This window comes from Kitasatospora sp. NPDC088134 (genome assembly GCF_044741705.1).
Lineage (GTDB): Bacteria > Actinomycetota > Actinomycetes > Streptomycetales > Streptomycetaceae > Kitasatospora.
Genome location: NZ_JBIUTD010000010.1, coordinates 17,361 through 36,656, shown reverse-complemented (window position 1 = coordinate 36,656; position 19,296 = coordinate 17,361). Strand labels below are relative to the sequence as shown.

Annotated in this window: 16 protein-coding genes; 9 read left to right on the top strand and 7 right to left on the bottom strand. The window is 74.3% G+C overall.

Annotation, left to right across the window (positions count from 1 at the left end; translation table 11 throughout):
* Positions 1-56: 56 nt before the first annotated feature.
* Entirely contained in the window at positions 57-3,260 is a 3,204-nt protein-coding gene (locus ACIOHG_RS17870; RefSeq protein WP_400951295.1) for an AMP-binding protein, read from the bottom strand.
* A gap of 371 nt (positions 3,261-3,631) precedes the next feature.
* Between ACIOHG_RS17870 and ACIOHG_RS17865 the strand changes: the two genes are divergently transcribed.
* Positions 3,632-4,264, top strand: coding sequence for an SMI1/KNR4 family protein (locus ACIOHG_RS17865; protein WP_400951293.1), 633 nt, complete (start codon positions 3,632-3,634; stop codon positions 4,262-4,264).
* A 61-nt stretch (positions 4,265-4,325) separates the two neighbouring features.
* On the opposite strand, the gene ACIOHG_RS17860 is transcribed toward ACIOHG_RS17865, so the two are convergent.
* Together ACIOHG_RS17860 and ACIOHG_RS17855 are read right to left on the bottom strand one after the other, a co-directional pair.
* A complete protein-coding gene (locus tag ACIOHG_RS17860) occupies positions 4,326-5,615 on the bottom strand; it encodes an enoyl-[acyl-carrier-protein] reductase FabV (protein ID WP_400951290.1) in 1,290 nt (429 codons plus the stop codon).
* A gap of 287 nt (positions 5,616-5,902) precedes the next feature.
* A complete protein-coding gene (locus ACIOHG_RS17855; RefSeq protein ID WP_400951288.1) occupies positions 5,903-6,550 on the bottom strand; it encodes a TetR/AcrR family transcriptional regulator in 648 nt (215 codons plus the stop codon).
* Between the two features lie 138 nt (positions 6,551-6,688).
* Between ACIOHG_RS17855 and ACIOHG_RS17850 the strand changes: the two genes are divergently transcribed.
* Both ACIOHG_RS17850 and ACIOHG_RS17845 read left to right on the top strand, forming a co-directional pair.
* Positions 6,689-7,897, top strand: a complete 1,209-nt coding sequence (locus ACIOHG_RS17850; protein ID WP_400951285.1) for an FAD-dependent monooxygenase — start codon at positions 6,689-6,691, stop codon at positions 7,895-7,897.
* Positions 7,898-8,019: 122 nt separating this feature from the next.
* Positions 8,020-9,396, top strand: a complete 1,377-nt coding sequence (locus ACIOHG_RS17845) for a glycosyl hydrolase family 28-related protein (RefSeq protein ID WP_400951282.1) — start codon at positions 8,020-8,022, stop codon at positions 9,394-9,396.
* Positions 9,397-9,450: 54 nt separating this feature from the next.
* On the opposite strand, the gene ACIOHG_RS17840 is transcribed toward ACIOHG_RS17845, so the two are convergent.
* Positions 9,451-10,977 carry a flavin-containing monooxygenase gene (locus ACIOHG_RS17840; RefSeq protein WP_400951279.1) on the bottom strand — a complete coding sequence of 509 codons (1,527 nt, stop codon included), beginning with the start codon at positions 10,975-10,977 and terminating at the stop codon, positions 9,451-9,453.
* A gap of 149 nt (positions 10,978-11,126) precedes the next feature.
* Between ACIOHG_RS17840 and ACIOHG_RS17835 the strand changes: the two genes are divergently transcribed.
* The gene (locus ACIOHG_RS17835) at positions 11,127-12,344 is read left to right on the top strand and encodes a PucR family transcriptional regulator (RefSeq protein WP_400951276.1); all 1,218 of its coding nucleotides are present in this window, start codon (positions 11,127-11,129) and stop codon (positions 12,342-12,344) included.
* 208 nt (positions 12,345-12,552) lie between these two features.
* A complete protein-coding gene (locus tag ACIOHG_RS17830) occupies positions 12,553-14,400 on the top strand; it encodes a cellulase family glycosylhydrolase (RefSeq protein ID WP_400951273.1) in 1,848 nt (615 codons plus the stop codon).
* An 82-nt stretch (positions 14,401-14,482) separates the two neighbouring features.
* Here the strand turns inward: ACIOHG_RS17830 and ACIOHG_RS17825 are convergent, their stop codons facing one another.
* Positions 14,483-15,346, bottom strand: a complete 864-nt coding sequence (locus ACIOHG_RS17825) for an SAM-dependent methyltransferase (protein WP_400951272.1) — start codon at positions 15,344-15,346, stop codon at positions 14,483-14,485.
* Positions 15,347-15,399: 53 nt separating this feature from the next.
* On the opposite strand from ACIOHG_RS17825, the gene ACIOHG_RS17820 reads away from it, so the two are divergent.
* Both ACIOHG_RS17820 and ACIOHG_RS17815 read left to right on the top strand, forming a co-directional pair.
* A complete protein-coding gene (locus tag ACIOHG_RS17820; RefSeq protein ID WP_400951270.1) occupies positions 15,400-15,885 on the top strand; it encodes a MarR family transcriptional regulator in 486 nt (161 codons plus the stop codon).
* A 215-nt stretch (positions 15,886-16,100) separates the two neighbouring features.
* Complete coding sequence (locus ACIOHG_RS17815) at positions 16,101-16,457, top strand: PRC-barrel domain-containing protein (protein ID WP_400951268.1); 357 nt, start codon at positions 16,101-16,103, stop codon at positions 16,455-16,457.
* 96 nt (positions 16,458-16,553) lie between these two features.
* Here ACIOHG_RS17815 and ACIOHG_RS17810 read toward each other — a convergent pair whose 3' ends face one another.
* Both ACIOHG_RS17810 and ACIOHG_RS17805 read right to left on the bottom strand, forming a co-directional pair.
* Positions 16,554-16,949: an SsgA family sporulation/cell division regulator gene (locus ACIOHG_RS17810; protein ID WP_400951265.1), complete on the bottom strand. Its 396-nt coding sequence runs from the start codon at positions 16,947-16,949 to the stop codon at positions 16,554-16,556.
* Positions 16,950-17,032: 83 nt separating this feature from the next.
* Positions 17,033-17,422 carry a hypothetical protein gene (locus ACIOHG_RS17805; protein WP_400951263.1) on the bottom strand — a complete coding sequence of 130 codons (390 nt, stop codon included), beginning with the start codon at positions 17,420-17,422 and terminating at the stop codon, positions 17,033-17,035.
* Between the two features lie 411 nt (positions 17,423-17,833).
* On the opposite strand from ACIOHG_RS17805, the gene ACIOHG_RS17800 reads away from it, so the two are divergent.
* Both ACIOHG_RS17800 and ACIOHG_RS17795 read left to right on the top strand, forming a co-directional pair.
* Positions 17,834-18,769, top strand: a complete 936-nt coding sequence (locus ACIOHG_RS17800) for an RNA polymerase sigma factor SigF (RefSeq protein ID WP_400951260.1) — start codon at positions 17,834-17,836, stop codon at positions 18,767-18,769.
* A gap of 127 nt (positions 18,770-18,896) precedes the next feature.
* Positions 18,897-19,265, top strand: a complete 369-nt coding sequence (locus ACIOHG_RS17795) for an STAS domain-containing protein (protein WP_400951259.1) — start codon at positions 18,897-18,899, stop codon at positions 19,263-19,265.
* Positions 19,266-19,296: the final 31 nt, after the last annotated feature.

Here is a 19,296-nt window from a genome sequence, read left to right as displayed (position 1 = left end):
CGGGTCCGGGACGGCGGGCGGAGCGGCCGCCGGGGCGGTCAGCGGCCGCCGGACGGTCAGCGGCCGTCGCGGACGGCGGCGGCGATGCCGACCGGCGTCGGAACGTCGAAGAACACGTCGAAGTCGAGTTCCACGCCCAGCGATTCGCGGATGCGCGAGGTGATCTGGACGATCGTCAGCGAGTGCCCGCCGAGATCGAACAGGTCCTCCTCCGGCCCGACCGAGGGCAGCCCGAGCACCTGCGCCCAGATCTCCGCCACCGCCGCCGCCAGCCCGTCACCGTCACCACCACCGTCGGGGTCCGCCACGGAGGTCACCGGCAGCGCCTCCGGCACCGGTTCGGGCAGAGCGGACAGCGCGCGACGGTCGAGCTTGCCGTTGGGGGTGAGCGGCATCCGCTCCAGGCGGATCCAGCGGCGCGGCACCATCACCGCGGGCAGGGTGCGCCGCAGGTGCTCGACCAGCTCGGCGTCCGGCACGGGCGCGGCGCCGGGCACCAGGTGGCCGACCAGGACGGCTTCGCCCCCGGGCGGGGTGTGCACGCTCACCGCCGCCTCGGCCACCGCCGGGTGGGCGAGCAGCGCGGACTCGATCTCGCCCGGTTCGATCCGGTGGCCGCGCAGCTTCACCTGCTGGTCGAGCCGGCCGTGGTACTCGAGTTCGCCGTCGGCGGTCCAGGCGGCGAGGTCCCCGGTGCGGTACATCCTTGCACCGTCCAGGAGTCGGCCCGCGGCGAACGGGTCGGGGAGGAAGCGTTCGGCGGTCAGCCCGGGGCGGCCCCGGTAGCCCTCGGCCAAGCCGTCGCCGCCGAGGAACAGCTCGCCGGGGACGCCGGCCGGGAGCGGCCGCAGCACCGGATCGAGCACGTACGCACGGGTGTTGGCGATCGGCCGGCCGATCCGCACGGCCGCCGGGTCCGGGCCGATCTCGGCGGCGGTGGACCAGACGGTGGTCTCGGTCGGCCCGTACACGTTGATCAACCGGCCCACGGCGGCGCGCAGTTCACGGGCCAGCGGGAGCGGCAGCGCCTCGCCGCCGACCAGCGCCGTCAGACCGAACGGCAGCACGCCACCGTCCTCCGGCCGCCCGGCACCCTCGTCCGGCAGCCCGACTCCCTGGTTCGGCCGCCCGGCAGCGGACGACGGAGCACCGCCGCCGAGCAGCACCCGCCAGCCGGACGGGGTGGCCTGCACGTGCGTCACGCCCTCGCGGCGGAGCAGGTCGCGCAGGCCGGGCCCGTCGGTGGCGGCGCCGTCGGCGGCGAGGACCAGCCGGCCGCCGGTGGCCAGCGGCAGCAGCAGTTCCAGCCCGGAGATGTCGAAGGAGAGCGAGGTCAGGCCCAGCCACACGTCCGGCGGGCCGGACCCGAGGTCCGCCGCGAAGGAGCGCAGCAGGTTCAGCAGTGCCCGGTGCCCGACCTCCACGCCCTTCGGCCGGCCGGTCGAACCCGAGGTGTACAGCACGTACGCCAGTTGGCCCGGGCCGGGGCCGCCACCGCCGATGTCCTCCCCCGACTCCGCACCGGGGCCGTCGAGGCGCAGCACCGCCGGCACCGACCCGGCCAGCTCGGGACCGGGGTCGCGGTCCGCGACCAGCAGCGCGGCACCGGAGTCGGCGAGCACGAACGCGGAGCGCTCGCTCGGGTGCGCCGGGTCCAGCGGCAGGTAGGCGGCGCCAGCCGCGTGCACGGCCAGCAGCAGGGCGGGCAGCTCGGCCGTCCGTCCGACCAGCAGTGCCACCACGTCCCCGGGCCGGACCCCGGCCGTGCGCAGCCGACCGGCCAACTCCTCGATTCTTCTTATCAGCTGACGGTAGGTCAGTTCATTGTCCACGGCGGTCACGGCGCGCGCGTCCGGCCGGAGCCGGGCCTGCTCGCGCACCAGGTCGAGCACGGTACGGGCGCCCCCGGGAGCGTCGTGGTCGATGCGGACGCGCCCGCCGGTGGCCCACCCGGCCAGCCGCCCGGCTTCGGTGGCGGTCAGCAACGGCAGCTCGCCGAGCGGAACTTCGGGGTCGGCGACGGCGCCGTCCAGCAGGGTGCGGAAGTGTCCGGCGATCCGGTCGGCGGCCTCGGCGGCGAGCACGGAGGGGGCGTACTGGAGGGAGAAGCACAGGCCGTCGGCGCTGTCCACCACCTGCAGGTGCAGGGTGTTGCGGGCCGCGCCGGTGAACACCGCCCGGTCCACCCGGACTTCGCCATCCGGGAAAAGCAACTCGCCTTCTGCCGAACGGCGGTAGCCGAACGAGACGGGGGCCAGCGCCACCCGGGGACCTAGCCCGGGCACCGCGGCGGCGAACGGCACCGTCCGGAACGGGTACCCGGCCCGCGCCTCGGCCCGGACCGCCCGCGCGTACGCCGCGAACGGCGTCCCGGTATCGACGCCGGCCGGCGCGCACACCGGCAACTCGTTCACGAACAGGCCGATCCGACCGTCCAGTTCGGGCGTCCGGGCGGACAGCGGGACCGAGACCGGCACCGACCCGCCGCCGTAGCGCAGCAGCAGCCCGTGCAGGGCGGCCAGCAGGTACTCGAAGACGGTGACCCCACTGCGCCGCGCCGCCCCGGCGACCCGCGCCCGCGCCCCGGCGTCCAGCAGCCACCGCACCTGCTCGCCCGGCGCGGCGGTCGTGACGGCCCGGGGCAGTCCGGGCAGCACCGGCTCCGTGGCCGCCGCCCACCGCGGCCCGAACCACTCGGCGGCCCGCCGCACCTGCTCGGCGCTCGGCGGCACCCACCCGACGTCCTCCCCCGCACCGACCGCCGCACCGGTCCCGACCCCGACCCCACCCTCGCCCCCGACCACGTGCCCGGCGTAGGCCGCCGCCAGGTCGGCGAGCAGCACGTCCTTGGACTCGCCGTCGAAGACGGCGTGATGGACCGTCACCAGTAGGTCGGCCGCCCCGTCCGCGCCCCGGAACAGCCGGAACCGCGCCGGGGCCGCCCCGGGCTCGAACGGCCGGGACCACTCGGCCCGCAGCAGCCCGTCCAGCGCTTCCCCGGCCGCCCCGTCCACGACCTCCAGCACCGGCACGGGCGCGGGCACCAGCACGATCTCGCCGCCCTGCTCCACCAACCCCTGCCGCAACGCGGCGTGCCGCTCCACCACCACCGCCACCGCCCGCGCGAGCGCCTCCTCGTCCACCCGCGCGAAGGACAGGCGCACCGCGAGGTGGTACGCCCCGTGCACCTCGGCAAGGCGCTCGGTGAACCAGATGCCCTGCTGAAAGGGAGACGCGGGCACGACTGACGGCAGGGACATGGGGCTGCTCGATTCGACGATCCGTATACAGTGCGCTTTCCTGTCGGACCGATCGACCTCCCCCTGCGCACCGCCGGATCAGCATCGGTCCCCACCCGCACGGCGGGAGCCGTCGGCCCAGACCCCGGAGAGATTTTCAAAAAACACACAGACCGTCAAGAGTCCTTCACGGTAAGCGAACTGTCGGATTCCACCGCCAACCGACGCGACCACAGCGGATTCTGGCCACTACTCGGTCGACAGCACCCCAACAGATGTCCATTCCCGGCCGGTTGACGGACCGCCGCGCACAGCGCCCGCGCACCGGCGCAGCCCACCGTCCGCCCGCAGCCCACCGGTCCGGCGTCCGACCGCCGTGGTAGGCATGGCCCATGAACACCGAGTCTCCCGATCCGGCCGAACTGGCTGCCCTGCGGGCCGCGTTCGCGGCCGACGGCCGTAGCGACACCGCTCTCGGCTGGGCGGGCGTGCACGCCTTCGAGGCCGCGCACGGCGTCGTCCTGCCCGAGCCCTACCGCACCTTCGTCGCGGAGATCGCCGACGGCTCACCCGCCGGCCCGCCCGAGTACGGCCTGGTCGCCCTCGCCGACCTGCCCTCCGACTGGGGCGCCGGCCGACCGGAGCGCGACCTGTCGCAGCCGTTCCCGCTCGACGCCGCCTGGCTCTGGGAGGACGACGAGGACACCCCCGAGGACGAGTTCGACGACCTGGTGGGCCGGGTCACCGACCACGGCTCGATCGTGCTCGGCACCGAGGGCTGCGGCATGTACTGGCACCTGGTGGTCACCGGCCCGCAGCGCGGCCGCCTCTGGCTGGACACCGGCGAGGGCGCCGCCCCCTACGGCGGCCCGTCCGAAGCCGACTTCGGCCGCACCACCGCCGCCCTCGGCTTCACGGACTGGGTCACCCACTGGGCGGCCGGCCGCGACTGGTTCGACGCGTCCACCGACACCGACACCAGCACCGACAACGCCCCCGGCACCGGCACCGACACCGACGACTGACCGGCCGCTCCGGGGCCCGAAACAGGAACCCCGGACCGACCGGCCGGCCGATCGACAGCCCTCAACTGCCGTTCGGCCAGGGGACGGTGGTCTCGACCGGGGTGGTGTAGTCGGTGCCCGGCACGTGCCAGCCGTAGAGCCGGCCGACCTCGGCCCGGAACCACTCGGTGTCCGCCAGCCCGGCCACCGACCCGGGGTCCGCGGCGGCCCAGCGCGCGTGCACCTCCTCCTGCACCTTCGGGTCCAACTCCCAGCCGTCCAGCCGGACCCGCTGCTCCGCGTCGAGCCGCAGCGGGGCCGCGCCGGTGAGCTGCCGCCACAGGTCGGCGGCCTGGTCGGCGGTGCTCCGGAAACCGTCGCCGAGAACGGCCCGGAGCAGACCCGTGTAGAGGGCGATGGACGGGATCGCGGTGGACGCCTGGGTCACCGCCGCGCCCGCCACCACGGTGTGGGCCTGCCCGCCGAGCGGGGCCAGCCGGGCGTGCAGGCGGCGGGCGGTGTCCTCCAGGTGCTGCTTGGCGGCGCCGATCGTCCCGGCCCGGTAGATCGGCGCGGTCAGCTCGGAGCCGACGTAGGACAGCGCCGCCGTGCGGAAGCCCTCCCCGACCAGCCCGCGCTCCAGCAGGGCCTCGATCCACAGCTCCCAGTCCGCGCCGCCCATCACCTGCTCGGTCGCCGCCCGCTCCGCCTCGGTGGCCGGCTCCAGCTCCAGCGCACCGACCGTCGGCGTGTCGCCCTCGTACTGCAGCGTCTTGGCCCGGTACGCGGAGCCCAGCGGCTTGATCACCGAGTGGTGCACCTCGCCGGTCGCCGGATCGGTCCGCCGCGGCGCGGCCACGCTGTAGAGGACGTGATCGACCCGGCCGTACCGCTCGGCCAGGTGGTCGAGCGCCCGCTGCTTCGCCCCGGCCGAGAACGCGTCGGCGTTGAGGAACGCGAACCCGCTCCCCGCACCGGCCAGTTCGGCCACCCGGGCGGTCCGGTACCAGCCCGCCGAGGCGGTCCGCCGCTCGGTCTCCGGCGCCTCGAAGGCGATCCCGAGCCCCCGCATCCCGTAGGTGCGCAGCGCCCCCACCGTGGCCGCGAGACCGTACCCGGCACTGGAGCCGATGATCAGCGCGACCGGCCGCTCCGAGCCCGTTCCCGCGCCCGCACCCGAGCCCGCACCCGAGCCCGTTCCCGCGCCCGCACCCGTCTCCGCCGCCGCTTCCTCCGCCGCCGCTTCCTCCGCCGCCGCGACCGGTCCGGGGGTGCGCCGCCACAGGTCGTCGACCACGTCGGCGCAGCCCTGCGGGTGGCAGTTGACGTACAGGAAGCCACGGTTGCCGGGCTTGATCTCACGGACGGTCATCGGTCTCCTCGGTTCTGGACCCTCGCCGCCACCGCACGGGAGCGCCGACGGCACCCACCGCCGCACACCACCCGTCGACATGGTCGGCCGGACCTCCATCCTTTCCACCCGGACGGAGCCCGCGGGGTGGGGACAGCTACCAGCTTCCGCCCGTCGATCTTGTCGGAGTCCCCCGTACCCACGACCCCCGTCTCCACCCAACGGGAAAGCGCTTACCGACTCCCCGGCGCGAGCCCTCCGCCCGGCCGCCGCTCCCCCGTGTCCCGCCGCTGCCCCGTGCCCCGCCGTTACCCTGCCAGCAGCGCGTCGAGGTAGCGGGAGGCGTCGGCGGCGAGTTCCGCCCGGGTCGGTGGGTGCGCGTGGCCGCTGCCCGCCGTCCCGTTGAACAGGACGCCCTCGCACCAGCGCACCAGGCGCCGGGCGTCCGCGACCGGGTCCGCCGCCCCGCAGCGCTCCAGCAGCGCGACCGCCACCGCCAGGAAGCCCGCCCCCAGCCGGTCGTAGACGACGCGCAGTTCGGGCCGCCGGGCGGCCTCCAGCGCGAGTTCGATCCGCGCGACGGTCAGCACCCGCCCGGCCGTGAGCGCGTGGTGCAGCCCGTCCGCGATCACGCCCACGAACAGTTCCCGCGCCGCGTCGACCGTCCCGCCGACTGCCCCGTCGGCCACCCCGCCAACCGCCTCGCCACCGCCGGATGCCCCGCCCCCGCCCCCGCCCGGCACCGTGCCGCCCGTCAGGCTGCCCGCCTCGACCTCGGCGATCCGCACCAGCGCCAGTTCGAGCAGCGCCGAGCGGGTCCGGGCCAGGTTGGAGGTGGAGCCGGTGGGCAGTCCGGCCGCCTCGTCCACGGCACGGTGGGTCAGGCCGCGCAGGCCGCGTTCGGCGATGACGACGATCGCGGCATCGGCGATCAGGACGGGGCGCGGCACGGTCACCCCCCGATCATGCCCCGCGCCCCGCCCGCTCCCCAAAACCAGCTCACCCCCGCCACCCTCCCCCGGAACTACAGGAGTAGTACGCTCGACCGCGGAGCCGCACACTACACCTGTAGTCGGCAAAGGGAAGGCACTGCCATGAGCTGGACCAGCCACCCGCACGCGATCGTCATCGGCGGCGGCATCGGCGGCCTGACCGCCGCCCTCGCCCTGCACCGCCGCGGCCTGCCGGTCACCGTCCACGAGCGCGCGGCGAGCCTGGAGCCGGTCGGGGCCGGGCTGACCCTCGCGCCCAACGCCCTGCGCGCCCTGGACGCGCTCGGCCTCGGCGCCCGACTGCGCGCGCTCGCCGTGACGCATCCGGCGGTCGGGCTGCGGCGGCCATCGGGGCGCTGGCTGGCACGCACCGACACCGGCGCGGTCGAGGCGCACTTCGGCGACCCGGTGCTCGCCGTCGCCCGGGCCGAGCTGATCGCCGCCCTGCTGGACGCCCTCCCGCCCGGCACCGTCCGTACCGGTTCCCCGGCCGCGCTGACCGATCCCGGCGACGCGCTCCGGCCCGCCGTCGTCACCACCCCGGACGGCGAGCGGCGGGCCGCCCTCGTGGTGGGCGCCGACGGCCTGCGCTCCGCGACCAGGGGCACGCTGTTCCCGGACCACCCGGGGCCGCACTACTCGGGGTTCACCACCTGGCGGACCGTCATCGACCGCCCCGCGCAGGCCCCGGCCGCCGTCGGCGAGGTGTGGGGACGCGGCGCGCTGGTGGGCGTCGTCCCGCTGGCCGCCGGCCGGGTGTACCTGTACGCGGCGGCCCTCGCCCCGGCCGGCGGGCGGGCCGCCGACGGCGACGAGCACGCCGAACTGCTGCGCCGCTTCGGCTCCTGGTGCGCGCCCGTCCCGGAGTTGCTGCGGCAGGTCGCGCCGGACCGGGTGCTGCGCCACGACGTGCTGGAGTCGGCGGCGCCCCTGCCCGCCTTCCACCGCGGCCGGGTCGCCCTGCTCGGCGACGCCGCGCACGCCATGTCGCCGTTCCAGGGCCAGGGCGCCTGCCAGGCCGTCGAGGACGCCCTCGTCCTGGCCGCCGCAGCCCGCCCCGGCTCCGCCCCCGACCCAACCCCCGTCCCCGACCCGGCTGCCGCCCTCGCCGCCTACACCGCCGCCCGCCTGCCCCGGACCTCCCGGATCGTGGCCGGCTCGCGCACCGTGGGACGCCTGGTGGCGATCCGCTCCCGGCCGGGCACCGCCCTCCGCGACACCGCCCTCGCCCTGGCCGGCCGGCTCCCCACCCGGGTTCTGCTCGACCGGTCCGCCGAAACCTACAACTGGCTGCCACCACAGCTTTCCTGACGAATCATCAGCATCCTCTTGCCCCCACCCTCCACCGTTCTGTCATTGACCGTTGCTCCGTGTCCGTGCGATCTTGCCGTGCGCCCGGGACACGCCCGGGCGATCGCAGAGGGGGGCCTCGAATGACCAAGGACGCATCCGGCCGCAGCACCAGGACGGACGCGCTGCGCCGTCGCGCACTGCTGACCGGCGCGGTGGCGGGCGTCGCGGGCGCGACCGTCGCCGCCGGCAGTGGCAGCGCCGCCGCCGCGGGGACGACCACCGGCGGGGCGGGCGACTGGTTCAGTGTCCGGGACCACGGCGCGGTCGGCGACGGGACCACCGACGACACGGCCGCCGTCCAGGGCGCGCTGGACGCGGCGGCCGCGGCGGGCGGGGGCACGGTGTACTTCCCGGGCGGCCGCTACCTGGTGAAGCCGAACGGCGGCACGCCCGCGCTCACGGTCGGCGGCAACGGCATCCGGCTGGTCGGCGCGAGCAGCAAGGCCGCGATGCTGGTGAAGGGCGCGGACGGCATCCTGCTCCGGATCTCGGGCGCGGGACCGGACAACAGCGGCGCCACGCACCGGCGTTACTGCGCGGTGGAGGACCTGGGCTTCAACGGCAACAACAGGTCCGGCCTGGTCCTGGAGCTGTACTACAACGACAACACCGTCGTCCGGGACGTCTACATCACCAACAACCTCGACATCTGCGTCGACGGCGTGGAGCTGTGGGACTCGCGCTTCGCCAACCTGGTCGTGGAGTCCAGCACCGGCCCGGCGAACTCCAGCAAGCCCAACATGTGGCTGCGCAACGCCTCGGCCATCACCGGGTGGGGTTCCAGCGTCGACAACACCAACCAGGTGCACGTGGTCGGCTGCCGGTTCGAGGCGTTCGGCACCGGCGCGCTGTGGATCACCGCGGGCAGCAACTCCAACAACCCGAACGGCATTTACGTCACGGACTGCAAGTTCGAGACCTCGCAGATGCAGGGCGGCCCGCACTTCAAGGTCGACGCGTCCAGCAAGCACGTGCACGCCCGCAACATCTACTGCTACGCGGGCAACTTCGCCGCCGGCAGCGCCGCGACGCCGCAGAACATCATCGGCTGGGCGCCGGTCGCCTCCAGCCTGGAGAACGTGCTGATCGCCAACGGCTCGGTGGCGACCGTCAATTCGGGCATCGACCTGTACGCGGGGCCGGGCACCACGGCGGTGCTGCGCGACGTGGTCGGCCTGTACGGCACCGCGCCGACCGGGCACCACGTGTACTACCAGACCGGCAGCGCGGGCGACTTCCGGCTGGAGAACACCTACGCCAACACCGGTAGCCAGGGCGGCAACACGGTACCCGCGACCAACGCACCCAACCCGCCGCTGCGCCTGGTCAACGGCCCGGTCTCGGACGCCTCCTTCAGCAAGCAGCCGGCCAACGGCACCCTCGCCGTCGACACCGCGAACCAGCGCCTGTACGTCCGGGTCAACGGCACTTGGAAGTGGTCGGCCCTCAACTCCTGATCCCTCGGCGCCCGTTCCGCCCGAACCCAGCCGGAACGGGCGGTACGGCCCGCCTCACACGTCCACCCGGGCCCGGTCGGCGGAGCGGGAGCAGTGCAGTTCGGGGTCGGCGACGGTGCCGGAGCGGAGGAGCCGGACGTCGTCGCGGTAGTCCATCGAGGTCAGCCACGGCATCCGGTCGCCCTGGCGGGGCAGCGAGTCGACGGCGCGCCGGACGTACCCGGCGCCGAAGTCGAGGAAGGGGCGGGTCGGCATGTCGGGGTCGGCGGGCTCGGGGCGGCAGGTGTCGTGGCCGTGGGCGTCCAGGTGGGCCAGCAGGCGGCAGAAGTGCTCGCACAGCAGGCCGATCTTCAGCGTCCAGGAGGAGTTGGTGTAGCCGATCGCGAAGGCGAAGTTCGGCACGCCGGAGAGCATCATGCCCTTGTAGGCCAGGGTGTCGGCGAGCCGCACCTCCCGGCCGTCGACGGTGAGCCGCAGGCCGCCGAAGGCCTGGACGTTGAGGCCGGTGGCGGTGACGACCACGTCCGCCGCCAACTCCCGGCCGGACTCCAGCCGCAGGCCCGTTTCGGTGAAGCCGGCGATCCGGTCGGTGACCACCGAGGCGCGGCCCGCCCGGATCGCCCGGAACAGGTCGCCGTCGGGGACGGCGCACAGCCGCTGGTCCCACGGGTCGTACGGCGGGTTGAAGTGCTCGTCGACGGGGTAACCGGCGGGCAGCATCCGGGAGTTGACCCAGCGGATCAGGCGGCGCGCGGCCTTCGGGTGCTTGCGGCAGAACGACCAGACCAGCCGCTGCTGGGCGATGTTCTTGCGCCGGGTCAGCGCGTAGCCGCGCCGCGGGCCGAGCAGGAGCTTCAACGCGTTGGCGATCACGTCCTTGCGCGGCACCGGCATGACGTAGCTCGGGGTGCGCTGCAGCATGGTCACGTGCCCGGCGGTGGCGGCCATCGCGGGGACGACGGTGACGGCGGTCGCGCCGCTGCCGATCACCACCACGCGCTTGCCCGCGTAGTCCAGCTCCGCGGGCCAGTGCTGGGGGTGGACGATGGTGCCCCGGAACTGCTCGCGGCCCTCGAAGTGCGGGGTGTGGCCCTCGTCGTAGCGGTAGTAGCCGCCCGCGCTGAACAGCCAGCCGCAGGTCAGCGTGGTGCGCTCGCCGGTGTCGGTGCGCTCGACCTCGACCGTCCAGCGCGCCCGGTCGGTCGACCAGGACGCGCCGAGCACTTGGTGGTGGTAGCGGATGTGCGCATCGATGCCGTTCTCGGCGGCGGTCTGCCGGAGGTAGGCGAGGATCCGGGGCGCGTCGGCGATCGACTGCCGGTCGCGCCAGGGCTTGAACTCGTAGCCGAAGGTGTGCAGGTCGGAGTCCGAGCGGATGCCGGGGTAGCGGAACAGGTCCCACGTCCCGCCGGACGCCCCGCGCCCCTCCAGGACGGCGAAGCTCTTCGCCGGCAGTTCGGTCTTCAGGTACCGCGCGACGCCGATGCCCGAGATACCGGCCCCGACGACGAGGACGTCCAGGTGTTCGACGGCGGAGTCCGCGGCGGCACCGGCGGCAGCGGGGGAAGAGGTGGGGGACACGGGCGACTCCGGCGTACGTCGAGGGCGGCTCCGCGGCAGCGCGGCGGGAGTGGGTTCATGGTGGTACCGGCCGGAGTGGCCCGGCAAGGTGCAGACTGCACCGTCCGGGCGCGCCATGGGTGACGATCCGCACCGCTACGATGAACCGCATGTCGTGGCCACCACCGTCGCCCCGGGTGCGGGAGCTGATCCGCTGCGGGGCCGAGCTCGCGCTCACTCCGCCGCCCGAGTGGCTCGCCGAGCTGGACGCGGCGGTCCTGGCGGGCGAGTCCCGGCAGCAGATCGCCGCCGACCCGGTGCTGGCCGCGGGGACGCGCCGCACCAACCGCTCCAACCTGCTGTTCTGGGCCGCCTCCAACGTCCGCGCCCCGGGCGAGCCCGTCCCCGCCAACGACACCGAGGCCCCGCTGGCCGTGGCCCGGGACATGGTCCGGCGCGGCCTGGACGAATCCGCCCTGGACGCCTACCGGGTCGGCGAGAGCACCGCCGTGCGGCTCTGGACGCAGCTCGCCTGCACCCTCACCACCGACCCGCAGGAGCTGCGCGAACTCCTCGACGTGTCGCTGCGCTCCATCTCCGCCTTCCTGGACGACACCGTGGGCGCGATCTCGGTCCGGATGCGCGCCGAACGGGACGAGCTGACCCGCGGCACCCACGCGGAGCGCCGGGAGACCGTCACCCTGCTGCTGGAGGGCGCGCCGATCACCCGGGAGCGCGCCGAACGCCGGCTGGGCTACCGGCTGCAGGGCACGCACACCGCCGCGATCGTCTGGACCGACGCCACCGACACCGACCTGCAGCAGCTCGACCGGGCCGCCGACGCGCTCGCCGAGTCCGCCGACCGGCCGCGTGCACTGAGCGTCCTGGCCGGCACCGCCACCCGCTGGCTCTGGGTGGACGGCCGCCCCGACCGCGACCGGGTCCACGCCACCCTGGAACTGCTGCCGGACGTCCGGGTCGCGGTCGGCTCCACCGCCCCGGGCCTGGACGGCTTCCGCCGCAGCCACCTCGACGCCCTGACCACCCAGCAGCTGCTGGTCCGCCTCACCTCGCCCGCCCGGCTGGCCTTCCACCACGAGGTGGAACTCGTCTCCCTGCTCAGCACCGACCCCGAACGGGCCGACCGCTTCGTCAAACGCACCCTCGGCGCGCTGGAGACCGCACCGCCCGAACTCGCCGACACCGTACGCGCGTTCCTCGCCGAGCAGTGCAACGCCACCCGCGCCGCCGCCCGGCTCTTCACCCACCGCAACACCCTGCTGCGCCGGCTGGCCCGCGCCGACCTGCTGCTCCCCCGCCCGCTCGCCGAGCACCCCGTCGAGGTCGGCGCCGCCCTCGCCCTCCTCCAGTGGCGCGGCCGCCCCTGACCCCCGGGGGCGTGTACGTTTCAGCGCCTCGCCCGCCGCTCCCCCACTCCCATTGGGAGCGCTCCCAGGTTTCTTGACGAACAATCCCCCATCTGGCTTCATGTGCCCAGCCACACCACTCAGTTGTGGGAGCGCTCCCTTTCGCGTTCCACTCCTCCCCCTCTCCCCCACCCGGACGTCCCCACGCGTCCAGAGAGGAACGAGCCCCATGCGCACCTCCCTGCGCCGGCGCCTGTCGCACCGGCTCGCGGCCCTGGCCGTCGGCGCCCTCGCGGCCGCCCTGCTCCTCCCGGCGGCCCCGGCCGCGCACGCCGCTCCCTCCGCGGCGGGCAGCACCGCCTCCGCCACCGCCGCGACCACCGCCACCGCCGGTTCCGGCTACTGGCACACCAGCGGGCGGCGGATCCTGGACGAGGCTGGCAACCCGGTCCGGATCGCCGGCATCAACTGGTTCGGCTTCGAGACCTCCAACTACGTGCCCCACGGCCTGTGGAGCCGCGACTACAAGTCGATGATCGACCAGATGAAGTCGCTGGGCTACAACACCATCCGGATGCCGTACAGCGACGACATCTTCAAGGGCACCTCTCCGAGCAGCATCAACACGTCGAGCGGGATGAACGCCGACCTGGTCGGCCTCAACTCGCTCGGCGTGATGGACAAGCTGGTCAACTACGCCGGCAGCATCGGCATGAAGGTGATCCTGGACCGCCACCGCCCGGACTCCGGCGGGCAGTCGGCGCTCTGGTACACCTCGGCGGTGCCGGAGTCGACCTGGTTGGCGAACCTGAAGTCGATCGCCGCCCGGTACGCCGGGAACTCCGCGGTGATCGGCATCGACCTGCACAACGAGCCGCACGACCCGGCCTGTTGGGGCTGCGGCGACCAGGCCACCGACTGGCGGCTGGCGGCGCAGCGAGGCGGCGAGGCGGTACTGTCGGCCAACCCGAAGCTGCTGGTCTTCGTCGAGGGCGTGCAGAGCTTCAACGGCAGCTCCTACTGGTGGGGCGGCAACCTGCAGGGCGCGGGCCAGTACCCGGTCCAACTGAGCGTCGCCGACCGGGTGGTGTACTCCGCGCACGACTACGCGACCAGCGTGGCGCAGCAGACCTGGTTCTCCGACCCGAGCTTCCCGTCCAACATGCCGGGCATCTGGGACAAGAACTGGGGCTACCTGTTCAACCAGAACATCGCCCCGGTGTGGGTCGGCGAGTTCGGCACCACGCTCCAGTCCGCCGTCGACCAGACCTGGTTGAAGGCGCTGGTGCAGTACCTGCGCCCGACGGCAACGGCCGGTGCGGACTCCTTCCAGTGGACGTTCTGGTCGTGGAACCCCAACTCCGGTGACACCGGCGGCATCCTGAACGACGACTGGACGACGGTGAACACCGTCAAGGACGCCTACCTCGCCTCGATCAAGGCCCCGAACTTCGGCGGTGGCGGCGGTGGCGGCACCGGTGACGTCCAGGCGCCTTCCGTGCCCGGCGGGTTGACGGTGACAGGCAGCACGGCGAGCAGCGTGTCGCTGTCCTGGACGGCGTCGACGGACGACACGGCGGTGACCGGCTACGACGTGTACCGGGGTGGGGTGAAGGTGGCGTCCGTCACCGGAACCTCGTACAGCGACAGCGGGTTGAGCGCGGCGACGACGTACAGCTACACGGTCCGGGCGAAGGACGCGGCGGGCAACGTGTCGGCGGCCTCGGCGGCGGTGTCGGCGACCACCTCACCGGGCGGCGGGGGCAATGCCGGGTGCTCGGCGGTGGTCTCGCTGAACGACTGGGGCAGCGGCCTGACCGCGACGGTGACCGTCACCAACACCGGCAGCGCGCCGACGAAGGGCTGGCAGGTGTCCTGGTCGTGGCCCAGCAGCCTGCAGATCAGCGGGAGTTGGAGCGCGAACGTGAGCCGCAGCGGCCAGGTCGTGACGGCCACCGACCTCGCCTACAACGGCGTGCTGGCCCCGAACGCGTCGACCGGCTTCGGCGTCCAGGCGACCCGGACGGACGCCTCGGCGTCGGCCGCCACCACGGTGGCCTGCACCGCGACTTCCTGATCCCTTCACCTCCAACGGCCTTCCGCCGCCGTCCGGTTCACCTCACCGGTCGGCGGCGGATCGCCGTCCGCCCGACGGACCGTCAGTTCCGTTGGGCTTCCAGGAAACCGGGCCCCGTCCCGCCCACCGGGCCACTGCCACCGGCGGACGAGACGGTCGGCGGGAGGGGGCGGCCGAGAGCGGCGGCGAGGTCGGCGAGCGCGGTGAAGGCGGTGGTCCAGCCGTGCGCGTCGAGCCAGTCGCCGGTGCCGGGGCCGAGGCCGCCGCGCCACAGGTCGGTCATCCCGGTCAGGCCCTCCTCGACGGGCGTGCCGGTGACGTCGCGGCCCTGTTCGAGCAGCAGTCGGCTGCCAGGGGCGGACAACCGGCCGACGGCCGTGAGGAGTTCGGCGGCCTGGTCGCTCTCCAGGTAGACCAGCAGGCCCTCGGCGAGCCAGGCGGTGGGCCGGTCGGGGTCGAAGCCGGCGTCGACCAGCAGGTCGGGCCAGGCCGGATCGGTGAGGTCGGCAGGCACGACGGTGCGCGCGCACCGCGCCCGGGCGCCGTGCTCGGCGAGGACCCGCTCCTTGAAGGCCAGCACGGGCGGCAGGTCGAGCTCGAACAGCCTCGTCCCGTCCGGCCATTCGAGGCGGTGGGCCCGGGCGTCCAGCCCGGCGGCGAGCAGCACGACCTGTTCCGTCCCAGCGGCGAGCAGCCGGTCGTCGTAGTACCGGGTGCGCAGGATGCCGTGCGCGACCAGCCGCCGGGCGAACGGCCCGACCGGTCCTTCGGTGGGGCGCTCCGCACCGGCCGCGGCGAGGAACGCGAGCGCGTACGGGTCGGTGAACAGCGGCTCCGCCCGGGCGCTCTCGTACGCCCGCACCCGGGCCACCGCCAGCGCGGTCCGGGACACGGGGCTCAGGCCCTCCACCGGGCCGGCGGGGAGGTCGGACTCGTCTGTCGTCATGGCGGAAAACTACATCGCCACCGATACATCTGTGAAGATGTACCCTCTGCGCCATGGAAACGCCCCCGCCCGCGACGCCACCGCCCGTACCGCCGCCACCGCCGTCCCCCGGCGACCCGGCCGGGGTCGACGGCGTCCGGCTGCTGCGCCTCGGCAAGCGGTTGACCGAGCTGGGCCGGGAGACGGTCACCGACCACGCCGCGCGAACGCTCACCCCGGGCGAGATCGCGGTGGTCGCGGACGTGTACCGCCACCCCGGCACCTCGGTGCAGGACATCCGGGCCCGCACCGGGTTCGCACAGAGCCACGTCTCCACCTCGGTGGCCCGGCTGCGCGAACGCGGCCTGCTGGACGCCGCCCCCGACCCGTCCGACGGGCGGCGCACCCTGCTCTCCGCCTCCGGGCTCGCCCGCGGCTACGTCCGCGCCCGGGCCGCCCGCCCGGCCGGGCCGGTCATCGCCAAGGCGGTCGGCGACCCCGCCCGGGCCCGCCGGGTCGCCGAACTGCTCGACGAGCTGGCCGACCTGCTGCTGCCCTGACCCGCGCAGTCACCTGCCCCGCACAGCCACCCGACCCGGACCGCCGTCCGACGGTCGGCCACCCGACGCGCACTCAGGCCGCCCACCTTCCGCCCGGTGCACCGCCGTCCGGTCCAACGCCGCAGGTCCGAACGGGCGGGCGGGGCCGGGCTCGGTGACCATGGACGGGTCGGGGCGCCCGTGCCGGGTGCCCGCCCAGCCAACGGGAGGCCCGCATGATCCAGATCGCCGACATCCGGGAGTGGCGCAACCACGACGTGGTCGACCAGGACGGCAAGAAGATCGGCAGCCTGGAGAACATCTACGTGGACACCGCGACCGACGAGCCGTTCTTCGCCACCGTCACGGTCGGCATGCTGGGGCGCCACCGCCTGGTGTTCGTACCGATCACGCAGTCCGTGGCAGGGCCCGGCTACCTGCGCGTCCCGTACGGGCGCGGCGACGTGAAGAACGCGCCGTCCATCGACCCGGACGGGGTGCTGCCCGCCGAGCAGGAGCCCGAGGTGTTCGCGCACTACCAGCTGGAGTACATCACCGGCGCGGGCGGCGAACGGCGCCTGGCCCGCCGCTGAGACCGCCGCCGGCCCGGCCCGCCGAACCCCTCCGGCCCGCCGGACCCCTCCGGACGGGCGTGGTGCCGACGGCGTCGTGGCGGCGGTGGCGGCGGGTCAGGCGGACAGCAGCGCCGCCAACCCGCCGTCCCAGTCGATCCGTTCGGACTCGGTGCCGAACGGCACCAGTTCGGCGGTGGCGTTCAGGAACTGCTCGACCGGGGCGGCCTCGGTGCTCAGCAGCACCACGCCCGCCCGGGAGCCGAGCGCCAGGCAGAGCAGGCCGTCCTCGGTGGGCGCCAGCTGGATGTCGCCCTCCCCCACGGGGCAGCTCAGCGCCGCCACCAGCATTTCGCGGGAGAGCACCCAGCAGGCGCCGGCGGTCTCCGGCCCGAACTCCAGCCGGACGGCGTACGGGTCGTCCGGCCGGTAGTGCCACTCGGTCTCCAGGGCGGCGGCGGTGCCCTCGGGGGTCAGCAGGTACAGGGTGATCCGCTCGGTGACGGGGCCCATGGCGGTACTCCCTTCCGTGGTCTCGCGCGGTCCCGCGGGCTTGCCCGCGCGGGGGGGACAGAACGTGGCCGGGCCGCCCCGGCTCAGGCGGCCAGGCCGGAGCCACCGGCCCCGCCGGACCCGCCGTGCTCCACCTGTTCCTTGAACGCGGCGAGCACGTCGATGATCCGACGATCGGTGAAGCCGAGACCCTCCACCAGGTGGTCCCACAGGCCGTGGGGCTCGGTGTCGAGCTGCAGCATCAGTCGGCTGGTGCGGTCGGTGACGCGGTGGAAGGTGACCACGCCGGAGTGCCCGGAGAGGTCCGGGCCCCCGTCCCAGGCGATCCGGTCCTGCGGTATCACCTCCGTCGCGGCGGCGCCGTGCTCGGCGCCGCCCCGCATGCAAAGGGGCACCGCTCGATATTCGGTCCACTCCCGGTAGACCGCGTCGATCGGCGCGTCGACCTCGACGGATTCCTCGATCCGGCCCATGGCGTCTCCCTCTCGCTCTCGTCCCGCTCTCGTCCGACTCGCGGCAAGCGCGGCCGCACCGACTGCGGTCCGCGTCCGGATGCCGCCTGCCCCGTCCCCCGCCGCCCATGCGTCCCGCCGCCCATGCGCCCGTCCGCCCGTACGTCCCGCCGCCCTCGCGTCCCGGGGCAGGCGGGGCGCGGCGCCGGTACCGGTACGGTGGCTGGGGTGGCCACCGGAAGCCCGGCCGTGGCAGCGCAGCCTCGGCGGCGCCTGCAGCCGGACCGCCACCTGGCCCGGGAGTACTGACAGACCACTGCCGCGCACGGACCACACGAATCCTCCACGGAAACTTCACACTCGCAGGGGGCATGGCCTCCGGCGGACCGGGTACCCGGGGACGGACCGGCCGGAGACGAGGAAAGGACTGGCATGCCTGTGCCCACTGATGAACTTCTCCCCACCGCATCCATCGGAGCGGACTCCGACCTGCTCGGAGCCCCCGCCCCCGAATCCATCGGCACCGTCCTGGGACGCGGCCTCGGGGAGCTCGGGGAGATCGAGGGCATCGACCCGGCGGCCCTGGCCGACCCGGCGAACACCGCGCCCGCGGACGCCCGCGCGATGACCAAGGTGCTGCTGCGCCGCCTGGCGGGGCTGGAGGAGGGCACCCGGGAGTTCTCCTACGTCCGGGCCACCCTGATCGAACTGAACCTGTCCCTGGTCCGGTTCGCCATCCGCCGCTTCGGCCACTCCAAGGAGCCGTACGAGGACCTGCTGCAGGTCGGCTCGGTCGGCCTGATCAAGGCCATCGACCGGTTCGACCCGGAGCTGGGCGTGGAGTTCACCACGTACGCGGTGCCGACCATCGTGGGCGAAATACGCCGGCACTTCCGGGACACCACCTGGTCCGTGCACGTGCCCAGGCGGCTCCAGGAGCTGCGGCTCGACCTGGCGAAGGCGCAGGACGCGCTCGCCCAGACGCTGGACCGCGAACCCACCGTCGCCGACCTCGCGGAGTACCTGTCGCTGCCCGAGGAGGAGGTGATCGAGGGCCTGGCCGCGGCCAACGCCCACACCGCCGGGTCGCTGGACCTGACCTCGTCGGGCGAGGGCGACGGGCAGCAGCCGGCCGAGCGGCTGGGCGCGGTGGACGGCCGGTTCGCGCTGATCGAGAACCTGGTCGCGCTGAAGCCGCTGATCGCCCAACTGCCGGAGCGGGACCGCGAGATCCTCTCCATGAGGTTCACCGAGGACCTCACCCAGTCGCAGATCGGCGCCCGGCTCGGGCTGTCCCAGATGCACGTCTCCCGACTGCTGTCGCGTGCCCTGGCCAAGCTCCGGGCCGGCCTCACCGCCACGGACTGACGCCCCGTGACACACCTTTCCCGGGGCGGCGGCCCGGCCGCCGCCCCGCCCATCGGGCCCCCGTCTCGACCGCCGGGCCCGGTAGTGCGTAAGGTCGAGGCAGAACGGTCGAGGGAACAGGACGAGGATGCCAGCCGAGAACATGCCGATGGCCCCGCTCGCGGTCGAGGTCCGGCACGCACCGGACGGCGCGGCGGTGTGCACGCTCGCGGGCGATCTGGACATCGAGAGCCTGGAGCCCGCCCGGGAGGCACTGGACCGGTTGATCGCCGAGCAGCCCCGGCTGCTGGTGGTCGACCTGGGCCGGATCGACTTCTGCGACTCCTCCGGGCTCAACCTGCTGCTGCAGGCCCGGATGGCCGCCACCGACAGCGGCCTCTCCTTCCACTTGGCGGCGCTCTCGGGCAATGTCCGCCACCTGCTCGAACTCACCGGCGCGAAAGCCGTGTTCACCATTCACGACACGGTGGACGAGGCACTCTCCGCGGCCGGCTGACCCCCTCCGCCGCGCGTCCGGCGCGGCCCCG